This window comes from Lacticaseibacillus paracasei subsp. paracasei, from assembly GCF_000829035.1.
GTDB classification, from domain to species: domain Bacteria; phylum Bacillota; class Bacilli; order Lactobacillales; family Lactobacillaceae; genus Lacticaseibacillus; species Lacticaseibacillus paracasei.
The window spans coordinates 1,142,855-1,157,611 of the sequence record NZ_AP012541.1 but is presented as its reverse complement, the minus strand read 5'-3'; the positions used below and the strand labels follow the sequence as shown (position 1 = coordinate 1,157,611).

The 14,757-nt window shown below is 47.8% G+C and carries 15 protein-coding genes; 2 read left to right on the top strand and 13 right to left on the bottom strand.

What is annotated here, in order from left to right:
- Positions 1 to 3: 3 nt before the first annotated feature.
- From atpA to LBPC_RS05715, 11 genes are all read right to left on the bottom strand, one after another.
- On the bottom strand, positions 4 to 1,533 hold the full coding sequence (gene atpA, locus LBPC_RS05765) for a F0F1 ATP synthase subunit alpha (RefSeq protein WP_003564962.1): 1,530 nt from the start codon (positions 1,531 to 1,533) through the stop codon (positions 4 to 6).
- A 25-nt stretch (positions 1,534 to 1,558) separates the two neighbouring features.
- Entirely contained in the window at positions 1,559 to 2,104 is a 546-nt protein-coding gene (atpH, locus tag LBPC_RS05760; protein WP_003574676.1) for an ATP synthase F1 subunit delta, read from the bottom strand.
- Positions 2,091 to 2,579 carry a F0F1 ATP synthase subunit B gene (gene atpF / locus LBPC_RS05755; protein WP_003661179.1) on the bottom strand — a complete coding sequence of 163 codons (489 nt, stop codon included), beginning with the start codon at positions 2,577 to 2,579 and terminating at the stop codon, positions 2,091 to 2,093. The genes atpH and atpF overlap by 14 nt, the downstream gene beginning before the upstream one ends.
- Positions 2,580 to 2,613: 34 nt before the next feature.
- Positions 2,614 to 2,826 (bottom strand): F0F1 ATP synthase subunit C, encoded by a 213-nt coding sequence (gene atpE / locus LBPC_RS05750; protein WP_003564959.1) that lies wholly within the window; start codon positions 2,824 to 2,826, stop codon positions 2,614 to 2,616.
- A gap of 22 nt (positions 2,827 to 2,848) precedes the next feature.
- Complete coding sequence (gene atpB / locus LBPC_RS05745) at positions 2,849 to 3,559, bottom strand: F0F1 ATP synthase subunit A (RefSeq protein ID WP_003661181.1); 711 nt, start codon at positions 3,557 to 3,559, stop codon at positions 2,849 to 2,851.
- 302 nt (positions 3,560 to 3,861) lie between these two features.
- Positions 3,862 to 4,491 (bottom strand): uracil phosphoribosyltransferase, encoded by a 630-nt coding sequence (upp, locus tag LBPC_RS05740; RefSeq protein ID WP_003564957.1) that lies wholly within the window; start codon positions 4,489 to 4,491, stop codon positions 3,862 to 3,864.
- Positions 4,492 to 4,651: 160 nt separating this feature from the next.
- Complete coding sequence (gene glyA, locus LBPC_RS05735) at positions 4,652 to 5,884, bottom strand: serine hydroxymethyltransferase (RefSeq protein WP_003661185.1); 1,233 nt, start codon at positions 5,882 to 5,884, stop codon at positions 4,652 to 4,654.
- A gap of 269 nt (positions 5,885 to 6,153) precedes the next feature.
- Positions 6,154 to 7,155 carry an L-threonylcarbamoyladenylate synthase gene (locus LBPC_RS05730; RefSeq protein ID WP_003661187.1) on the bottom strand — a complete coding sequence of 334 codons (1,002 nt, stop codon included), beginning with the start codon at positions 7,153 to 7,155 and terminating at the stop codon, positions 6,154 to 6,156.
- Between the two features lie 97 nt (positions 7,156 to 7,252).
- The gene (prmC, locus tag LBPC_RS05725) at positions 7,253 to 8,083 is read right to left on the bottom strand and encodes a peptide chain release factor N(5)-glutamine methyltransferase (RefSeq protein WP_003661188.1); all 831 of its coding nucleotides are present in this window, start codon (positions 8,081 to 8,083) and stop codon (positions 7,253 to 7,255) included.
- On the bottom strand, positions 8,076 to 9,155 hold the full coding sequence (gene prfA, locus LBPC_RS05720; protein WP_003564946.1) for a peptide chain release factor 1: 1,080 nt from the start codon (positions 9,153 to 9,155) through the stop codon (positions 8,076 to 8,078). Before prfA ends, prmC begins: the two co-directional genes overlap by 8 nt.
- Before the next feature lie 97 nt (positions 9,156 to 9,252).
- Complete coding sequence (locus tag LBPC_RS05715; protein ID WP_003564944.1) at positions 9,253 to 9,843, bottom strand: thymidine kinase; 591 nt, start codon at positions 9,841 to 9,843, stop codon at positions 9,253 to 9,255.
- Positions 9,844 to 9,970: 127 nt separating this feature from the next.
- Between LBPC_RS05715 and LBPC_RS05710 the strand changes: the two genes are divergently transcribed.
- Positions 9,971 to 11,323: a Mur ligase family protein gene (locus tag LBPC_RS05710; protein ID WP_003661189.1), complete on the top strand. Its 1,353-nt coding sequence runs from the start codon at positions 9,971 to 9,973 to the stop codon at positions 11,321 to 11,323.
- Positions 11,324 to 11,678: 355 nt separating this feature from the next.
- Here LBPC_RS05710 and LBPC_RS05705 read toward each other — a convergent pair whose 3' ends face one another.
- Positions 11,679 to 12,686 carry a serine hydrolase domain-containing protein gene (locus LBPC_RS05705; protein ID WP_016376864.1) on the bottom strand — a complete coding sequence of 336 codons (1,008 nt, stop codon included), beginning with the start codon at positions 12,684 to 12,686 and terminating at the stop codon, positions 11,679 to 11,681.
- 38 nt (positions 12,687 to 12,724) lie between these two features.
- Positions 12,725 to 13,591, bottom strand: a complete 867-nt coding sequence (locus LBPC_RS05700; protein ID WP_032780943.1) for a VOC family protein — start codon at positions 13,589 to 13,591, stop codon at positions 12,725 to 12,727.
- Positions 13,592 to 13,851: 260 nt separating this feature from the next.
- On the opposite strand from LBPC_RS05700, the gene LBPC_RS05695 reads away from it, so the two are divergent.
- Positions 13,852 to 14,610 (top strand): flavodoxin family protein, encoded by a 759-nt coding sequence (locus LBPC_RS05695; RefSeq protein ID WP_003661192.1) that lies wholly within the window; start codon positions 13,852 to 13,854, stop codon positions 14,608 to 14,610.
- Positions 14,611 to 14,757: the final 147 nt, after the last annotated feature.

Sequence of the window (14,757 nt, the reverse complement as noted above, 5' to 3'; positions counted from 1 at the left end):
TCCTTAGTCTTTCGCTGCAGCAAGTTGTTTACTCGTTTGGAATCCGCCGGCAAAAGCCTTGATTTGTGCATCAAGTTTATCGGTATCCGGTAAATTACCGGTGTCACGAATCTGCTTGAGCAAGTCAGCTGCATTGCTATCGAAGAAATCAAACAGTTCATCTTGGAAGCGAGTAATGTCTTCAATCGGAATTGGATCAAGGAAGCCATGGGTTAATGCGTAAAGAATGATAACCTGCTTTTCAACCGGTAACGGTTTGTGAACAGGCTGCTTCAGCACTTCAACCGTTCGGCGACCACGATTCAACTTAGCTTGCGTTGCTGCATCCAAATCAGAACCAAATTGCGTGAAGGCTTCCAGTTCACGGAAGGATGCCAGATCCAACCGCAATGTCCCGGCAACTTTCTTCATCGCCTTGACCTGCGCATCACCACCAACACGGGAAACAGAAGCACCAGCATCAATGGCTGGACGTGTACCCGCATAGAACAGATCGCTTTGTAAGAAGATCTGACCATCCGTGATAGAAATAACGTTAGTCGGGATGTACGCGGAAATATCGCCTGCCTGAGTTTCAATAACCGGCAACGCCGTCATAGAACCGCCGCCGAGTTTATCACTCAATTTAGCAGCACGTTCCAACAAGCGACTGTGGGTATAGAAAATATCCCCAGGATAGGCTTCACGACCAGGCGGACGACGGAGCAGCAAGGACAGCTCACGATATGAGGTTGCCTGTTTGCTCAAATCATCATACACGATCAAGACGTGCTTGCCGTTATACATGAACTCTTCACCCATCGCTGCACCGGCATAAGGCGCGATATACAGCATTGGTGCAGGTTCAGATGGGCCAGCAGTCAGCACGATGGTATAATCCATCGCACCATATTTTTTCAACGTTTCAACTTGAGCTCGAACCGTACTGTCCTTTTGCCCAATCGCAACGTACACACAGATCATGTTTTGATCTTTTTGGTTCAAAATGGTATCAATCGCAATTGATGTTTTCCCGGTTTTCCGGTCACCAATGATCAACTCACGCTGACCACGGCCAATCGGTACCAGCGCGTCAATCGCTTTCAAACCGGTTTGTAACGGTTCTGATACGGATTTGCGTTGCATAACACCTGGCGCCTTAAACTCGATCGGACGGGTTTTATCCGTCTTAATCGCGCCTAAACCGTCGACCGGCTGACCCAAAGAATTGACAACTCGCCCGATCATGGCATCCCCGACAGGAACTTCCATGATTCGGCCAGTGCGTTTCACTTGGTCGCCTTCGCGAATCTCATCGAAGTCACCTAAGATAATGATCCCGACATCGTTCGTTTCAAGGTTTAACGCCATCCCGTATGAGCCGTTGCTAAATTGGAGCAATTCGTTGGCCATGGCATTTTCCAGCCCAGTCGCACGTGCGATCCCATCACCGATGTAAGTCACAGTGCCGACTTCTTCGGCCGCCAAATCGTCCTGATATCCTTCAAGTTGTTTTTTGATCAGAGAACTGATTTCCTCAGTCTTGATGCTCATCCGGTTCACCTCTTTTACTTACTCATTAGTCTGCCAGCAGTGCAGCTTTCATCTTATCGAAACGGTGCTTGACCGTACCATCGATAACCGAACCGCGTGCTTGAATTCGCACACCGCCGATGACGCTTGGATCAACGACTTGATCCAGTTGGGTCGATTTCATGCCAAAACGCGCAGCAATGGTACTGCGCAAAGCATCAGCTTGATCTGCTGACAAAGCAACTGCAGTCGTCACAGTCGCCGCAATAATCCCGGCTTCCTCATCGTACGCTTGGTTAAACGCGCTGATGATGGCTGGTAATGCTCCGAATCGCCCATATTGCTGGGTTAACTTCAACAAGTTAGCGACCAGCGGGCTAGCATCCTTGGTTAAGGTTGTCATCAAGGCGTCCTTATCAGCTGCCGTGATTCGAGCGTTATCAAAAATAGTCAAGATCGTTGGGTTGTCGTTAAAGACAGACTGTAGCGCTTGTAACTCTTCATGGACCGTCTCCACCTGATTTTGATCTTGTGCCGCTTCCAATAAAGCTTTGGCATAGCGGGGTGCGACCATCTGATTAGTGACTGCCATTTGCATCACCTAACCGTTTAATATAGTCATCGATCAAACCTTTTTGATCGTCTGCATTGAGTTCCTTACCGATCAGTTTTTGCGCGATGGTCAAACTTAGGTCTGCCACATCATTTTTGGCACTGGCCAAAGCATCTTTACGTGCTTGATCAATGTCGGTTTGCGCATTCTTCTTCATCGTGGTGACTTCTGCGTTGGCAGCGTCGACCAATGATTGCCGCTGTTTCTCGCCATTTTCCTTGGCTTGATTCACGATCTTAACGGCATCGGCTTGGGCGTGTTGCAGTTCTTCTTGACGTTTAGCTGCTAAAGCATCTGCGTCTTTGCGTGACTTTTCAGCATAATCCAGATCTCCGGAAATTTTCTGCTGACGATCCGCCATCATTTTCGAAACTGGCTTCCAGGCCACTTTCCCGACGGCTAGCATCAGAACCAGAAATGTGACTAGTGTGAAGAGTGTGTCACCTAAAGTCATTTGTTGCCACTCCCTTCTTTATTGATGAACCAGATTAACGACTCATCAACATGAAGGCAACAACGACAGACAAGATCGGAACGGCTTCAATCAAGCCAACACCGATGAACATAGTCCCACGAAGTGTCCCAGCCATTTCCGGCTGACGAGCCATACCTTCGAGGGTTTTGCTGATAACCATCCCGTTACCGATTGAAGCACCGAAGGCAGCGATGCCGGCGGCGATTGATGCAGCGATGAATTGCATAAGAAATTTCCTCCTAATTTAGTTACTCGAACACAATTTTGTGTGATGTGTAAACCATCCCAAGCGTGACAAAAACGTACGCTTGAATACTACCAATGAAGACTGAGAACCCTTGCCACAGAACCTCAAGCAAGAATCCGGAGACGAAGCTGACGGCCCCGCCTGAGAAAGCAAACTGCCTGATGAGCAGGACTAAGACTTCGCCGGCGAAAATATTCCCATACAGCCGCATGGAGAGTGTAATGAAATTTGTAAACTCTTCAAGCAGGTTGATCGGAAGCAGGATTGCGACCGGTGACGCATACCCCTTGAGATATCCTTTGAAACCCTTGAAGACAACCCCGAAGTAATGCGAGAGGACCAGTACCATCATGGCCAACGTCATCGTGATGACAGGCGACGCGGTCGCAGAACGGAACCAAGTGTCTTTGCCGATATCGACTTCAATGAATAACCCAATTTGGTTACTAATGAAAATAAATAAGAAGAGCGTAAACGCAAATAAATTAAAAGTATAACGCTCCGAACCAGGCATGGTACCTTTGACGATACCGTTCGTAAAGTCCATGATCCATTCCAGCACATTCTGCTTGCCGCCTGGCCGCATCTTAAGGTTGCGAGACAGCCAGAATACCAGTAAGAATACCAGAACTGCCGAAACCAAAACGCCGATGTCATTCGTCAGGTTAAAGCTTAAGCCAAAAAGCTTGATCGAGGGATATTGTTCGTTCACAGAATTCACCTCCTTACTGAAGTGACGTCATATCATTTGTATCATCAAAATGATGATGCACGATTGCGGAGACTTCGATAATCGTTGTTTACTAGGGCAGACCCCTGAAACACAATCATTACTCTAACACCATTTCACCTAAAAGACAAAGCACTGAAAGCAGAAACTTTTGCCGCCATAGCGGCTTTTTCATCAGTGTTTTCATGGCTTTGGGCGGCTTTTGACCACCTATTTTTGCGGCTATGAAAATTCTTTTGAAGAAATATGAAAAAGGCACGTGCTTTTACACATGCCAAAGAATGTCATTTTGTCCCAAAAAGTCTGTCGCCTGCATCTCCAAGACCCGGCACAATATAGCCGTTTTCGTTCAAATGATCATCTAACGCTGCCGCATAGATATCGACATCTGGATTGGCCGCCTGGACGGCTTTAACACCCTCCGGCGCTGCCACCAAGACAACTAGCCGCATTGATGTGGCACCGCGCTTCTTGAGTGCCTCAATGGCCATGTTAGCTGATCCGCCAGTTGCCAGCATTGGATCGACAATGATCAAATCCCGTTGTTCAATATCCGGCGGCATTTTAACAAAGTATTCATGCGGTTTAAGGGTCTTCTCATCGCGATACATGCCAATGTGACCGACTTTTGCGGCTGGAATCAGGCGCAAAACACCATCAACCATCCCTAAACCTGCGCGCAAAATTGGGACAACCGCAAGCTTCTTGCCAGCAAGCTGTTTTTGGATAGTTTTACCCATCGGTGTCTCAATTTCGATACTTTCAAGCGGCAGATCCCGTGTGATTTCATACACCATTAATTCCGCGATTTCATTGGCGATTTCGCGGAACTCCTTGGTTCCAGCATGCTTGTCCCGAATCAGGGTCAGCTTATGCTGAATCAACGGGTGATTCAAAACTGTAAATTTGCCCATTTGGCGCCTCCTAAACGCATTCTTCATCCTAGAAACCGCTATATAAAAGTCTTAGCCGCCATGTGCTACCGTGAACATCACGTCCTAAGCCCTCTGATAGACCGGTTTCAAAAGAAGTCAATCACGTTTTCTTTGATAATCATTTGTTTGCAAACCCTAACTATGATAAAGGATGACGGGCTGTCAGTGCAAGCACTTCTTGATGAATCTGGTCCAAAGCTGGCTGATCATCACGCTGGGCAATCGCGGCACTGATCAATTCGCCAACTCGTTTGCTCTCATCTGCTGTAAAGCCGCGAGTGGTAATGGCAGCCGTACCTACTCGGATACCGCTGGTTTTAAACGGGCCATTCTGCTCTCCTGGAATTTGATTTTTGTTAGTCGTGATACCAACTTCATCCAGCAGATCTTGAACTTGGCGACCATTTACGCCATAACCCGTTACATCAATCAAGACCATGTGGTTATCAGAACCACCAGAAATCAACCGCAAATGCGGATCTTCTTCAAAACCACTCACCATCGCCTGCATGTTATCCAGAATATGCTGAGCATATGTTTTAAAAGATGGCTGCAACGCTTCGCCTAATGCAACGGCTTTTGCTGCAACCACGTGATCAAGCGGCCCGCCTTGAATACCGGGGAAAAGTGCTGAATTAATGGCCTTGCCGTATTGCGCCATAGCAAGGATCAAGCCGCCACGGGGGCCGCGCAGCGTTTTATGCGTCGTTGTTGTGACCACATCGGCGTAAGGTACCGGATTCATATGCAAACCTGCGGCAACCAACCCGGCAATATGCGCCATGTCGACCATCAAAAAGGCCCCAACATGATCGGCAATTTCGCGGAATTTTTTGAAATCAATCTCGCGGCTATAAGCCGAAGCCCCCGCCACAATCATTCGCGGTTGCACCTGTTCAGCCTGCTCACGAATCTTGGCGTAATTTAGCCGTTCTGTCTTCGGATCCAAACCATAATGGTAGAAATGATATTCCTGACCACTAAAACTAACTGGGCTGCCGTGAGTCAGATGGCCGCCATCGGTTAGATCCATTGCCAGCACTTTATCGCCATCTTCTAAAAAGGCGCGATACGTGGCCATATTTGCCTGTGAACCGGAATGCGGCTGTACATTTGCAAATTCGGCCCCAAACAATTTTTTAGCGCGATCAATGGCGAGATTCTCAACCACATCAATGTATTGATTACCACCATAATAACGATGGCCAGGATAACCTTCAGAATACTTATTCGTCAGCACTGACCCTTGTGCCGCCCGAACCGCTGGGGAAACAATGTTTTCTGAAGCGATAAGTTCAATGTTATGTTCTTGTCGTTCCTCTTCGTTATGAATTGCACCGAAAACTTCTGGATCTTGTGCCATGAAATCCATGCAAGTTCCTCCTTTAAAATGCGCCACCAAAACACCCGTTGCATTTGCTTTTATTAAAAAAACCAACTCACAAAGGCTCTGTCAGTTGGTCTCATTATAGCAAATCATCGTGCGTCTGCTAGAATATCTACTTATTTGTAGCTGAATGTTGGCGTTCTGTTTCGTTTAAACAGCTGCCATCATCCAAGATAACGATTCAGCACGACGACTAAACTTGAGTCCTCGATAGTCCAGCACTCATAAACGGTTAGCGCTATGATCCGCCGCGACTATCCTTGAAAATGCATATCGCCAGCCGATTTCAACAGCCGATTCATGTAAGCAGCACTTAATTCAGTTTTTGAAAAGGCTTGTGCTAAGACCAGCGTGACATCGGGATGTAAATCAAACCACCGTAACCCGGCAAATAAAGCGTGGGCAGCGCTTTGAACATCCTTCCCAAGTGAATAGCTTGGTATCGTCGGATACTGAGCCAAAATTGCATCAGTTGCCAACAGGCCAAACACTTGACCAGTTTGTTTAGCCCAAGCGACCGCTGCCGAAAATTGGGCTGGATCATCGACAACAACTACCTGCGCAGCTGGTGCATAATGCTTGTATTTCATTCCTGGAGCCTTAGGTGCTTCGTTTTGGCCAACATGATGTGCTGCCGTATCAACGTGTCCGATTAACGGTTCAAGTTCATCGGGTCCAATGGCTCCCGGCCGCAAAATAGCTGGTGGCGTGACCGTGAGATCAATGATTGCTGATTCAACACCGACTTGAGTTGGCCCGTCATCGAGTACACCGGCAATTTTGCCGTCAAGATCATGCAACACATGGTCAGCGGTTGTTGGACTCGGCTTGCCCGAAGTATTGGCTGATGGACCGACAATGGGTACGCCGGCTGTCGCAATCAATTTGCGCGTTAACGCGTTATCGGGGTTTCGGAAGGCAGCTGTCTGCAAGCCACCAGTCACCTTCATGGACAGCCGACCTGGCAAAATATTCAGAATAATTGTCAGTGGCCCCGGCCAAAAAGCCTCCATTAGCTTTGCTGCAAGCGGGGTAATCGTGGCATATTGTCCGACCATATCGGCGTCGGCAACCGTTACGATTAAGGGATTATCAGACGGTCGCCCTTTAGCAGCATAAACTTTTCCAACGGCCGTCACATTGGTCGCATCCGCCCCGAGACCATAAACAGTCTCGGTGGGAAAGGCCACCAACTCACCACGCTTCAGCGCAGCCGCAGCTTCCGGAATATCAGATTCGTGATAACGTTTTGACAAGATGTTGCCTCCAAATCATGTTCTTTTTAAAATAGCTCAAACTTAGTAGAAAAATTGTAGCAGATCGGTTCAAGGGTCACACCATGCGTTTTAACCTTCAGAATTGCAGCTTGGCCATACGAGGATGATCTGCCATATCGCGTCGAAAAGTCACCTGCGCCTGTGGCAGTTGCTTAGCAAAAAGTTCGCGCAATGCCGGCTCTTGGCGATAACCGAATTCTAAGTATGCCGCCCCGCCAGCTGTTAAGTGCTGAGGCAACGCTGCAACAAACTGCTCAAAAACGGCGAGGCCATGATGCCCTGCAAATAATGCTAACTTAGGTTCATAACGCAGCGTGCTTTGATCCATCACAGGCGTCTCTTCTGGGGCGATATAAGGCAAATTTGTCACAACAAAGTCATACCGTGCTGGTAGGGCTGTAAACAAGTCACTCACCGTAAACTGAACTGCCACCTGCTGTTCCTTAGCATTTTGCTTAGCGACCGCAAGTGCTTCTGGTGAAACATCGCTCAATGTCATCGTTGTTTGCGGCAACTTGCGGGCTAAGGTTAAGCCAATCGCCCCGCTGCCAGTACCAAGATCCAAGCCAGTTTGTGCTGTCCGTTGCTCTTCAGCGACCCAAGCCACAAGCTCCTCAGTTTCAAATCGCGGAATTAAAACTGCTGGCGTGACCTTAAACAACTCACCAAAAAAAGGGGCTACCCCGACAATGTATTGGGCCGGCTCAAACTGACGCAAGCGTTCGACATCCTGTTGAAATTGCTGCCAACGTGTTTCAGGCATTAGATCTTGACGATGCAAAATCAACTGACTTGGGGTGAAGTCCGCACGTGTCATCAAGACATACCGCGCACCGTCAGGATCAATTCCGTCCTTGGTCAACAACAAAGACGCCCACTTGAGCGCCTCGGCATACGTTTTAGACATTGAGCGATTCCATCTTTTGCGCCTGATCATGAACGATCAACGCATCGATAATTTCGTCGAGTTCGCCATTCATGATACGATCCAACTTATTGAGCGTTAACCCAATTCGATGATCAGTAACCCGGTTTTGCGGGTAATTGTAAGTTCTGATTCGTTCCGACCGATCACCAGTCCCAATCGCATTCTTCCGATTCTGATCATATTTTTCCTGATTCTGGGTTTCATAATAATCGTAAACACGCGAACGCAGAATCTGCATTGCGCGAGCCCGGTTTTCCTGCTGACTACGTTCATCTTGCATTGAGACCACAATGCCACTCGGAATATGGGTCATCCGCACGGCCGAACTGGTTTTGTTGACGTGCTGACCACCGGCGCCTGATGACCGATAGACATCTGTCCGAATATCTTTTGGATCAATTTTTAGATCAACTTCATCGTACTCTGGCATCACACCAACCGTTGCAGTGCTGGTATGCACGCGGCCAGCACTTTCAGTCACTGGAACGCGCTGCACACGATGCGCCCCATTTTCATACTTAAGCTTGGAGTAGACGTTGTCCCCAGTAATCATGACCACGACCTCTTTGTACCCGCCGACTTCAGTAGGAGTTGCGTCAATGATCTCGGTCTTCCAGCCTTGGCGCTCAGCGTAATGCATATACATATTCAACAAATCGCCAGCAAAAAGACTGGCTTCGTCGCCACCTGCTGCACCACGAATTTCCATAATGATATTTTTATCGTCGTTAGGATCCTTAGGCAGCATCAGTACCTTGATTTGATCTTCAAGGTCAGCCTTTTGCTTCTGCAAGTCTTCGAGGTCTTCTTTGGCCAAAGCTTCCATGTCGTCGTCTTTGCTTTCCCGCAGAACTTCTTCACTTTCTTTAATATCTGAAAGCACTTGCTTGTATTTCTTGTAAGCGGCGACCACATCCCGCATGCCGCCTTCTTCTTTGGACAAGGCAAGATAACGCTTTGTATCGCTAATCACTTCAGGGTCTGACATCAGCTCCTGAAGTTCTTCATAACGGTCCAGCAGACCATCCAACTGTTCAAAAATCTTATCCATGTTTCCTCCTAAAAATGCATTTACCGGCGTCACAATCGACACGCCTAGTCGCTAAACGCGCCAGTGCGGGCACTTATCGTCAAGCGCCATTTAAAATTTAATCGGTGGGGTCAATCTGCTTCAATGGCGGATGAAAATAATGATGTCGGCAAACTGGATAATACGACTCATTCCCACCAATCAGTACTTGTTTGCCTTCGTAGACTGGCTGGCCATCATGAATTCGTAAATTCATGATCGCTTTTTTGGCACAAAACCAGCAGATCGTTTTCATTTCTTCAATTTTGTCCGCATAGAGTAATAAATATTTTGAACCTTCAAACAGCTCATTGCGGAAATCATTTTTCAAACCGAACGCCATGACTGGAATATGTAATTCATCAACCACACGTGCTGCTTCAAAAATGTGATGTTTCTGCAGGAACTGCGCCTCATCGATCAACACACAGGCTGCCTTAGGATCAGTTGCCTTGATGATGTCGTAAAGGTTGGTTTCGTGTGTAATCGGAATTGCCGTGCGTTCTAAGCCGATTCGACTGGCAATCATACCGACGCCGGCACGATCATCCACGGCACTTGTCATCAAAATTACGCGTTTATTTTGTTCTTCATAGTTATGCGCAACCTTCAGGATTTCAATACTTTTCCCGGAGTTCATCGCACCGTAACGAAAGAAAAGCTGGGCCATATGCCGCCTCCATCTCAAATATCACAGCTCACAGTATAACGGATTTTTTGTGCAAAGAACACCACGCCCGCCGGTTTGCTTGCAACTTATGCTAAAATAGTCCCATTAAGTTGAGAGGAAGAACGCCGTGGCATTTTCTGCAAAAGCTAGCCTGGCAACTGCCATTGGTCGCAGCAGTTACTGGTTCTTACACACATTTCTAAAAGGCGGGTCGAGCCTACCAGGCCAGCTCGCCAACCGAATTGATCCCCAAGTCTTGCGGACGCTCGGTCAAAACTACGATGTTATTGTGGTGACTGGAACAAATGGCAAGACGTTGACCACCAGCCTGATTGTTAAGGTGCTTAAAAAGAAATATAAAGAAGTCTTAACGAACCCCACTGGCTCCAACATGTTGCAAGGTATCACAACGGCTTTTTTGGCCCAGCCGAAGCGCGGTCATGGCCGCGGTATCGCTGTGCTCGAAGTCGATGAGGCCAATGTTGCACCAGTTGCCGCTCAGTTAAAACCCAAGGCCTTTGTTCTCACCAATATTTTCCGCGACCAGATGGACCGTTATGGGGAATTTTATACCACCTATCAGAAAATTTTAGACGGTGTGACACGCGATCCTGAAGCGATGGTCATTGCTAATGGCGACGCTCCGATTTTCAGCTCCCGAAAGCTGCCTAATCCAGTCACCTACTATGGCTTTGAACTCACGGCAAATGGCGATCATAAAGCCCCGCCGAATACGGACGGTGTCTTGTGTCCGGTATGTCAGCACATTCTGCACTACCATGCACAAACTTACGCCAATTTGGGCAATTATTTTTGTCCGCATTGCGGCTTCAAACGCCCCGCTTTAACCCATCAAATCACCGAGGTCACCCAAATTACCCCACAAAGCAGCGACTTCATGATTGATGATCAACCATGCCACATCGACATCGGTGGCATGTATAACATCTACAACGCGCTCGCCGCCTTTGCTGTTGGCCGGGCGTTCGGTGTTACCCCGACTGAAATCAGCCAAGCTTTTGCTTATGACGAGAAGGTCTTCGGTCGTCAAGAAGTCATTCAACTTGGCAAGAAAAAATTAACCTTGATTTTGGTTAAAAACCCAGTCGGCCTCAACCAGGTCCTCAGCATGATCGAAACCGCCAAGCAGCCGTTTGGTTTTGCAATGCTGCTTAATGCCAATTATGCAGATGGCATTGATACTAGTTGGATTTGGGACGGCAATTTTGAAGAACTCGTTGCCAGTCAAAAGGCCGCCAGCTATTTGGTCGGCGGCGAACGCTACAAGGACATCGGTTTACGCCTTACAGTCGCAGGTGTGCCCGAAAAAGCGCTTGTCAGCAAGCCAGCTCTTGATGATGTCATCAGCACCTTAAAACGCTCCCCGCAAGATCAACTTTACGTTCTGGCCACCTATACAGCAATGTTGCAACTACGCAAGAAATTAAGCGATGGCGGGTACATCAAAGCAGGCTTTTAGGCCGCGTATGCTTTCTACGACAGTGTGGGAAGGAATGCTAGGCAAAGAATCCTTTGCCGTGCTAAACGCCGCAATCTCCGGCCAGATGGGGTGGCGACGCGTAGCTAGAGCAGTGACGGCGCTTCGAGCCCAAAAACCGGTTTCGAAGTCGCCTAACTAGATCAGTCGCTGTGTTGTTTGCACAGCTGGGCCCCCTCTGGCCTACGATTGCTCCGCCTTGGCACTGGGATCTTTAAATTCAACAGCAGATTGTCTATAACAAAATGAAAGACGAACGGTTTTCCGTACTCCAAATACTACGGACAATCGCTCGTCTTTTTTTGCAACTATAAATCATGTCCCAAAACTTTATCAGTTATACAGCAGGCATTGTTTTGAAATCACTTAAAAATCGGGCTATCAAAGCATCCCGCTTTGCCAAAAAAGCCGGATTTGGTTGGGGGTGAACCCGATTGGTCAAGACAACCAATGCCAATTGATCATCAGGTTGAATCAGCCAAAAAGTGCCCGTATAGCCAGTATGATAAAGCCATAGTCGGCCTTGACCATCGCGCCGCAAGTCCCATCCGAGACTTCGGCCTAAGTGATGCTTTGTCCAATCCTGTGTGAGATCAGCCGCATGCGCGGGCCAGCTTGCTGATTGGCGGTTGCCAAAAAAGTATTCGGTGAAAGTTACTAGGTCGGCCAACGAAGCAAATAAGCCAGCTGCACCGCTATGCTTACCAAGAATGGCGCTCTTGGGATCATGGACAACGCCTTGCCGCAACCCGACTGCCGGACTATACGTTGTTGGAACGCATTGTTGTGAATTAGGTTGAAAAGTAGCTTGCGGTAAGGCTAGTGGCTGTATCACTTGCCGCGTGATGAGTGTTTGAATTGGCTGATGATATACCTGTTCCAAAGCCCAGCCAACCAGCAACAAATTCACGTCGCGATAAACCACTTGACGATCCACTTCTTCGGTAACAGTCAGTTGCGTCATCAACGCCTGTTTCAGCGCCGGGGCTGGCAAGGCATTACGGTGCGGAATATAGCCTTCCAGTCCTGAAGTATGCGTGAGTGCCTGTCGAAAAGTGGTTGTGTGTGGGAAATCTGGCAAGAATCGGTGTAGCGGCATATCCGGCGAAACCAAGCCTTGGTCCCATGCTTGCAAGAACACCGTGGTAGTTCCTATCACCTTCGTCAAAGATGCCACGTCGTACAGCATATGCGGCTGCAAAGGCGCAGGTTGCGGGAACCACTGTGCTTCGCCACTGACCGCCGTCTGCACCGTTTTACCCGTCAATAATGCCACACTAAAACCCGGCATTACCCGGGCTTTTGTCCATGTCTTCAGTTCATCCGTCACTGCTTGAAAATCCATGCTGGCCTTCTCTCTGATGTACTGACCATTATCACGAATCACGCCACCCGAAACCACAGCGTTAGGCGATTAGGACCAGCAATCATCAAAAATTGATTGTCTTTATTATAATCGTAATCCGTTAAACCTGCCGCATCAAGGTTCATCAAAATGTTTTCCATAGCGTGCTGATCTGGCAAGATAAAACTCACATAATCCAAACCATACATATCCGGCGTCGGCAACGCCAACTTAGCATCCAGTCTTAAGTTAATGCCAATGTGGTGCCGATAATCCCCTGCCGCTAAAAAAACCTCATTTGGATCATGGCTAGTCTTTTCGCGAAAACCCAATCCCTGTTCAAGATAATGACTTGTCGCTGGTAAATCGGACACCCGAAATTGGACATAACCAATCGTCGTACCAGATGGCAATCGATCATATTTCCGAGCGGCATGTTCGCCAATGGTTGCCGGGTCAATCGACTGAAGCGTTTCGTCTTCCCAGTTATATTGTCGTTCTTCTTGATACTGTTCAATCGCGCGATCAATGGTGAAAGCGACCCCGTTGCCTTCAGGATCATGGGCAATGAAGCCTTCCCGATAACCTGTCTGAAAGGCGGTCGTTACAGTTTGATCCTTAGCCACAATGCGATAAGCCGCACCTAAGGCACCTGGATTCGGTAACAAAATGGCAAAATGATCCAAGCCAGTCACCGGTTGTTGTGCCTGCAGCCCTGTAATTTGATGCAATACCACTAAAACCTGTTGATTAAGCCGAGTGCCTAAATAAATCGTTGACCCATTTTGCCGTAGCAGATCTAACCGCGCAACCTGCTGATACCATTGACTCACCAACGTCAAATTCGCCACTTTAAGCGCGACAAAATCCACTCGAGTCTCTTCTGGCAATATGATTCCTGTCATTTTAATCTGCTCCTTCTTGAACACGCAAACAGCGTTAATCTCCCGCTGTTTACATAACTGAGAACAGCATAATGATTCGGTTCAATTTTTGCCAACAAAACGCTTGATTTGGTGATTCAATTCGCAAATCAACTCAAAAAGTGCTGGCCATCGCGAAAGTCGGCTTCTTCAACAAAACTAAGTTGCGAAATTCACAAATGTTTTTTAGAGTTAAGTGTGACGTCATGTAAAAACATGACATAGAAAGGCGCAAGTATTTGATGAAAATTTTGGGGATATACGGTGGTCAGGATGCTAATGGCCTCACCGCCAGCTTAGTCAAAGAAGTGCTGGCCGGCGTTGCAGCGCCCGCCACAACTGAGTTTGTCGATTTGAATCAATATCAAATTCATCCTGACAAACCTGAGACCACAAATCCAACGCTGGATAAACTCGAGGCCAAATTAAAAGCTGCTGATGTTTGGGTATTAGGTACACCAACCTATTTTGGCACTGTCGCTGGTCAATTTAAGCAACTGCTGGACTGTATGCGCCATCGCATGACGCGAATGACTCATAAAGGTGACACCTTGCCTGGGCAATTCAAGGACAAGCATTATGTCAGTGTCACCAGTTGTTTTGCCACGGGCTTGGACAATACATTCACGCACCAAACTGATGCGACCTTGGTTGCGATTGATAAAGCCATGGCAGCAGCAGGTGTCCATAAAATAACCGAACTGGTTTTACCGCATACTTGGGGGATGGCCTCACTGCCACTGGCAAAGGTCAATCAAGCCCACCAACTCGGCGAAAAATTAGGCACATTTAAGAAAAAGGATGATGAAACCGTGAAACGATACTTCTTATTATTCGGCATGATTGCTGTGATGGCGCTGGCGACGATGGGCATTCAGTTACTTTTACCTGGCATCGCCACCAACTTCTGGTGGCGCTATGTCAGCTTCGTGGTAATCTTCTTTGTTCTGTTAGCCTGCCTACTGCACTACGCCACCTTCATGCGCCACAAGCGGCGCTGAAAAGTTAAGATGTTTCAACGTTCACCATTGCCAAACAAAAGACGACTGATTTTCAATTGCGGAAAATCAGTCGTCTTTGTTTTTCATAGATAGTCAGGAAAAATTTAAAAATCCTAGTGCCAAGGCGGAGCAATCGTAGGCCAGATG

Bases quoted from the DNA above. Each gene is read 5' to 3' on its own strand.
- atpH (WP_003574676.1), bottom strand. From the start codon at position 2,104: ATGGCAGTCACTAATCAGATGGTCGCACCCCGCTATGCCAAAGCTTTA.
- prfA (WP_003564946.1), bottom strand. From the start codon at position 9,155: ATGGATAAGATTTTTGAACAGTTGGATGGTCTGCTGGACCGTTATGAA.
- atpF (WP_003661179.1), bottom strand. From the start codon at position 2,579: ATGACTTTAGGTGACACACTCTTCACACTAGTCACATTTCTGGTTCTG.
- LBPC_RS05705 (WP_016376864.1), bottom strand. From the start codon at position 12,686: ATGGATTTTCAAGCAGTGACGGATGAACTGAAGACATGGACAAAAGCC.
- LBPC_RS05700 (WP_032780943.1), bottom strand. From the start codon at position 13,591: ATGACAGGAATCATATTGCCAGAAGAGACTCGAGTGGATTTTGTCGCG.
- atpE (WP_003564959.1), bottom strand. From the start codon at position 2,826: ATGCAATTCATCGCTGCATCAATCGCCGCCGGCATCGCTGCCTTCGGT.
- glyA (WP_003661185.1), bottom strand. From the start codon at position 5,884: ATGGATTTCATGGCACAAGATCCAGAAGTTTTCGGTGCAATTCATAAC.
- upp (WP_003564957.1), bottom strand. From the start codon at position 4,491: ATGGGCAAATTTACAGTTTTGAATCACCCGTTGATTCAGCATAAGCTG.
- LBPC_RS05715 (WP_003564944.1), bottom strand. From the start codon at position 9,843: ATGGCCCAGCTTTTCTTTCGTTACGGTGCGATGAACTCCGGGAAAAGT.
- atpA (WP_003564962.1), bottom strand. From the start codon at position 1,533: ATGAGCATCAAGACTGAGGAAATCAGTTCTCTGATCAAAAAACAACTT.
- LBPC_RS05695 (WP_003661192.1), top strand. From the start codon at position 13,852: ATGAAAATTTTGGGGATATACGGTGGTCAGGATGCTAATGGCCTCACC.
- prmC (WP_003661188.1), bottom strand. From the start codon at position 8,083: ATGTCTAAAACGTATGCCGAGGCGCTCAAGTGGGCGTCTTTGTTGTTG.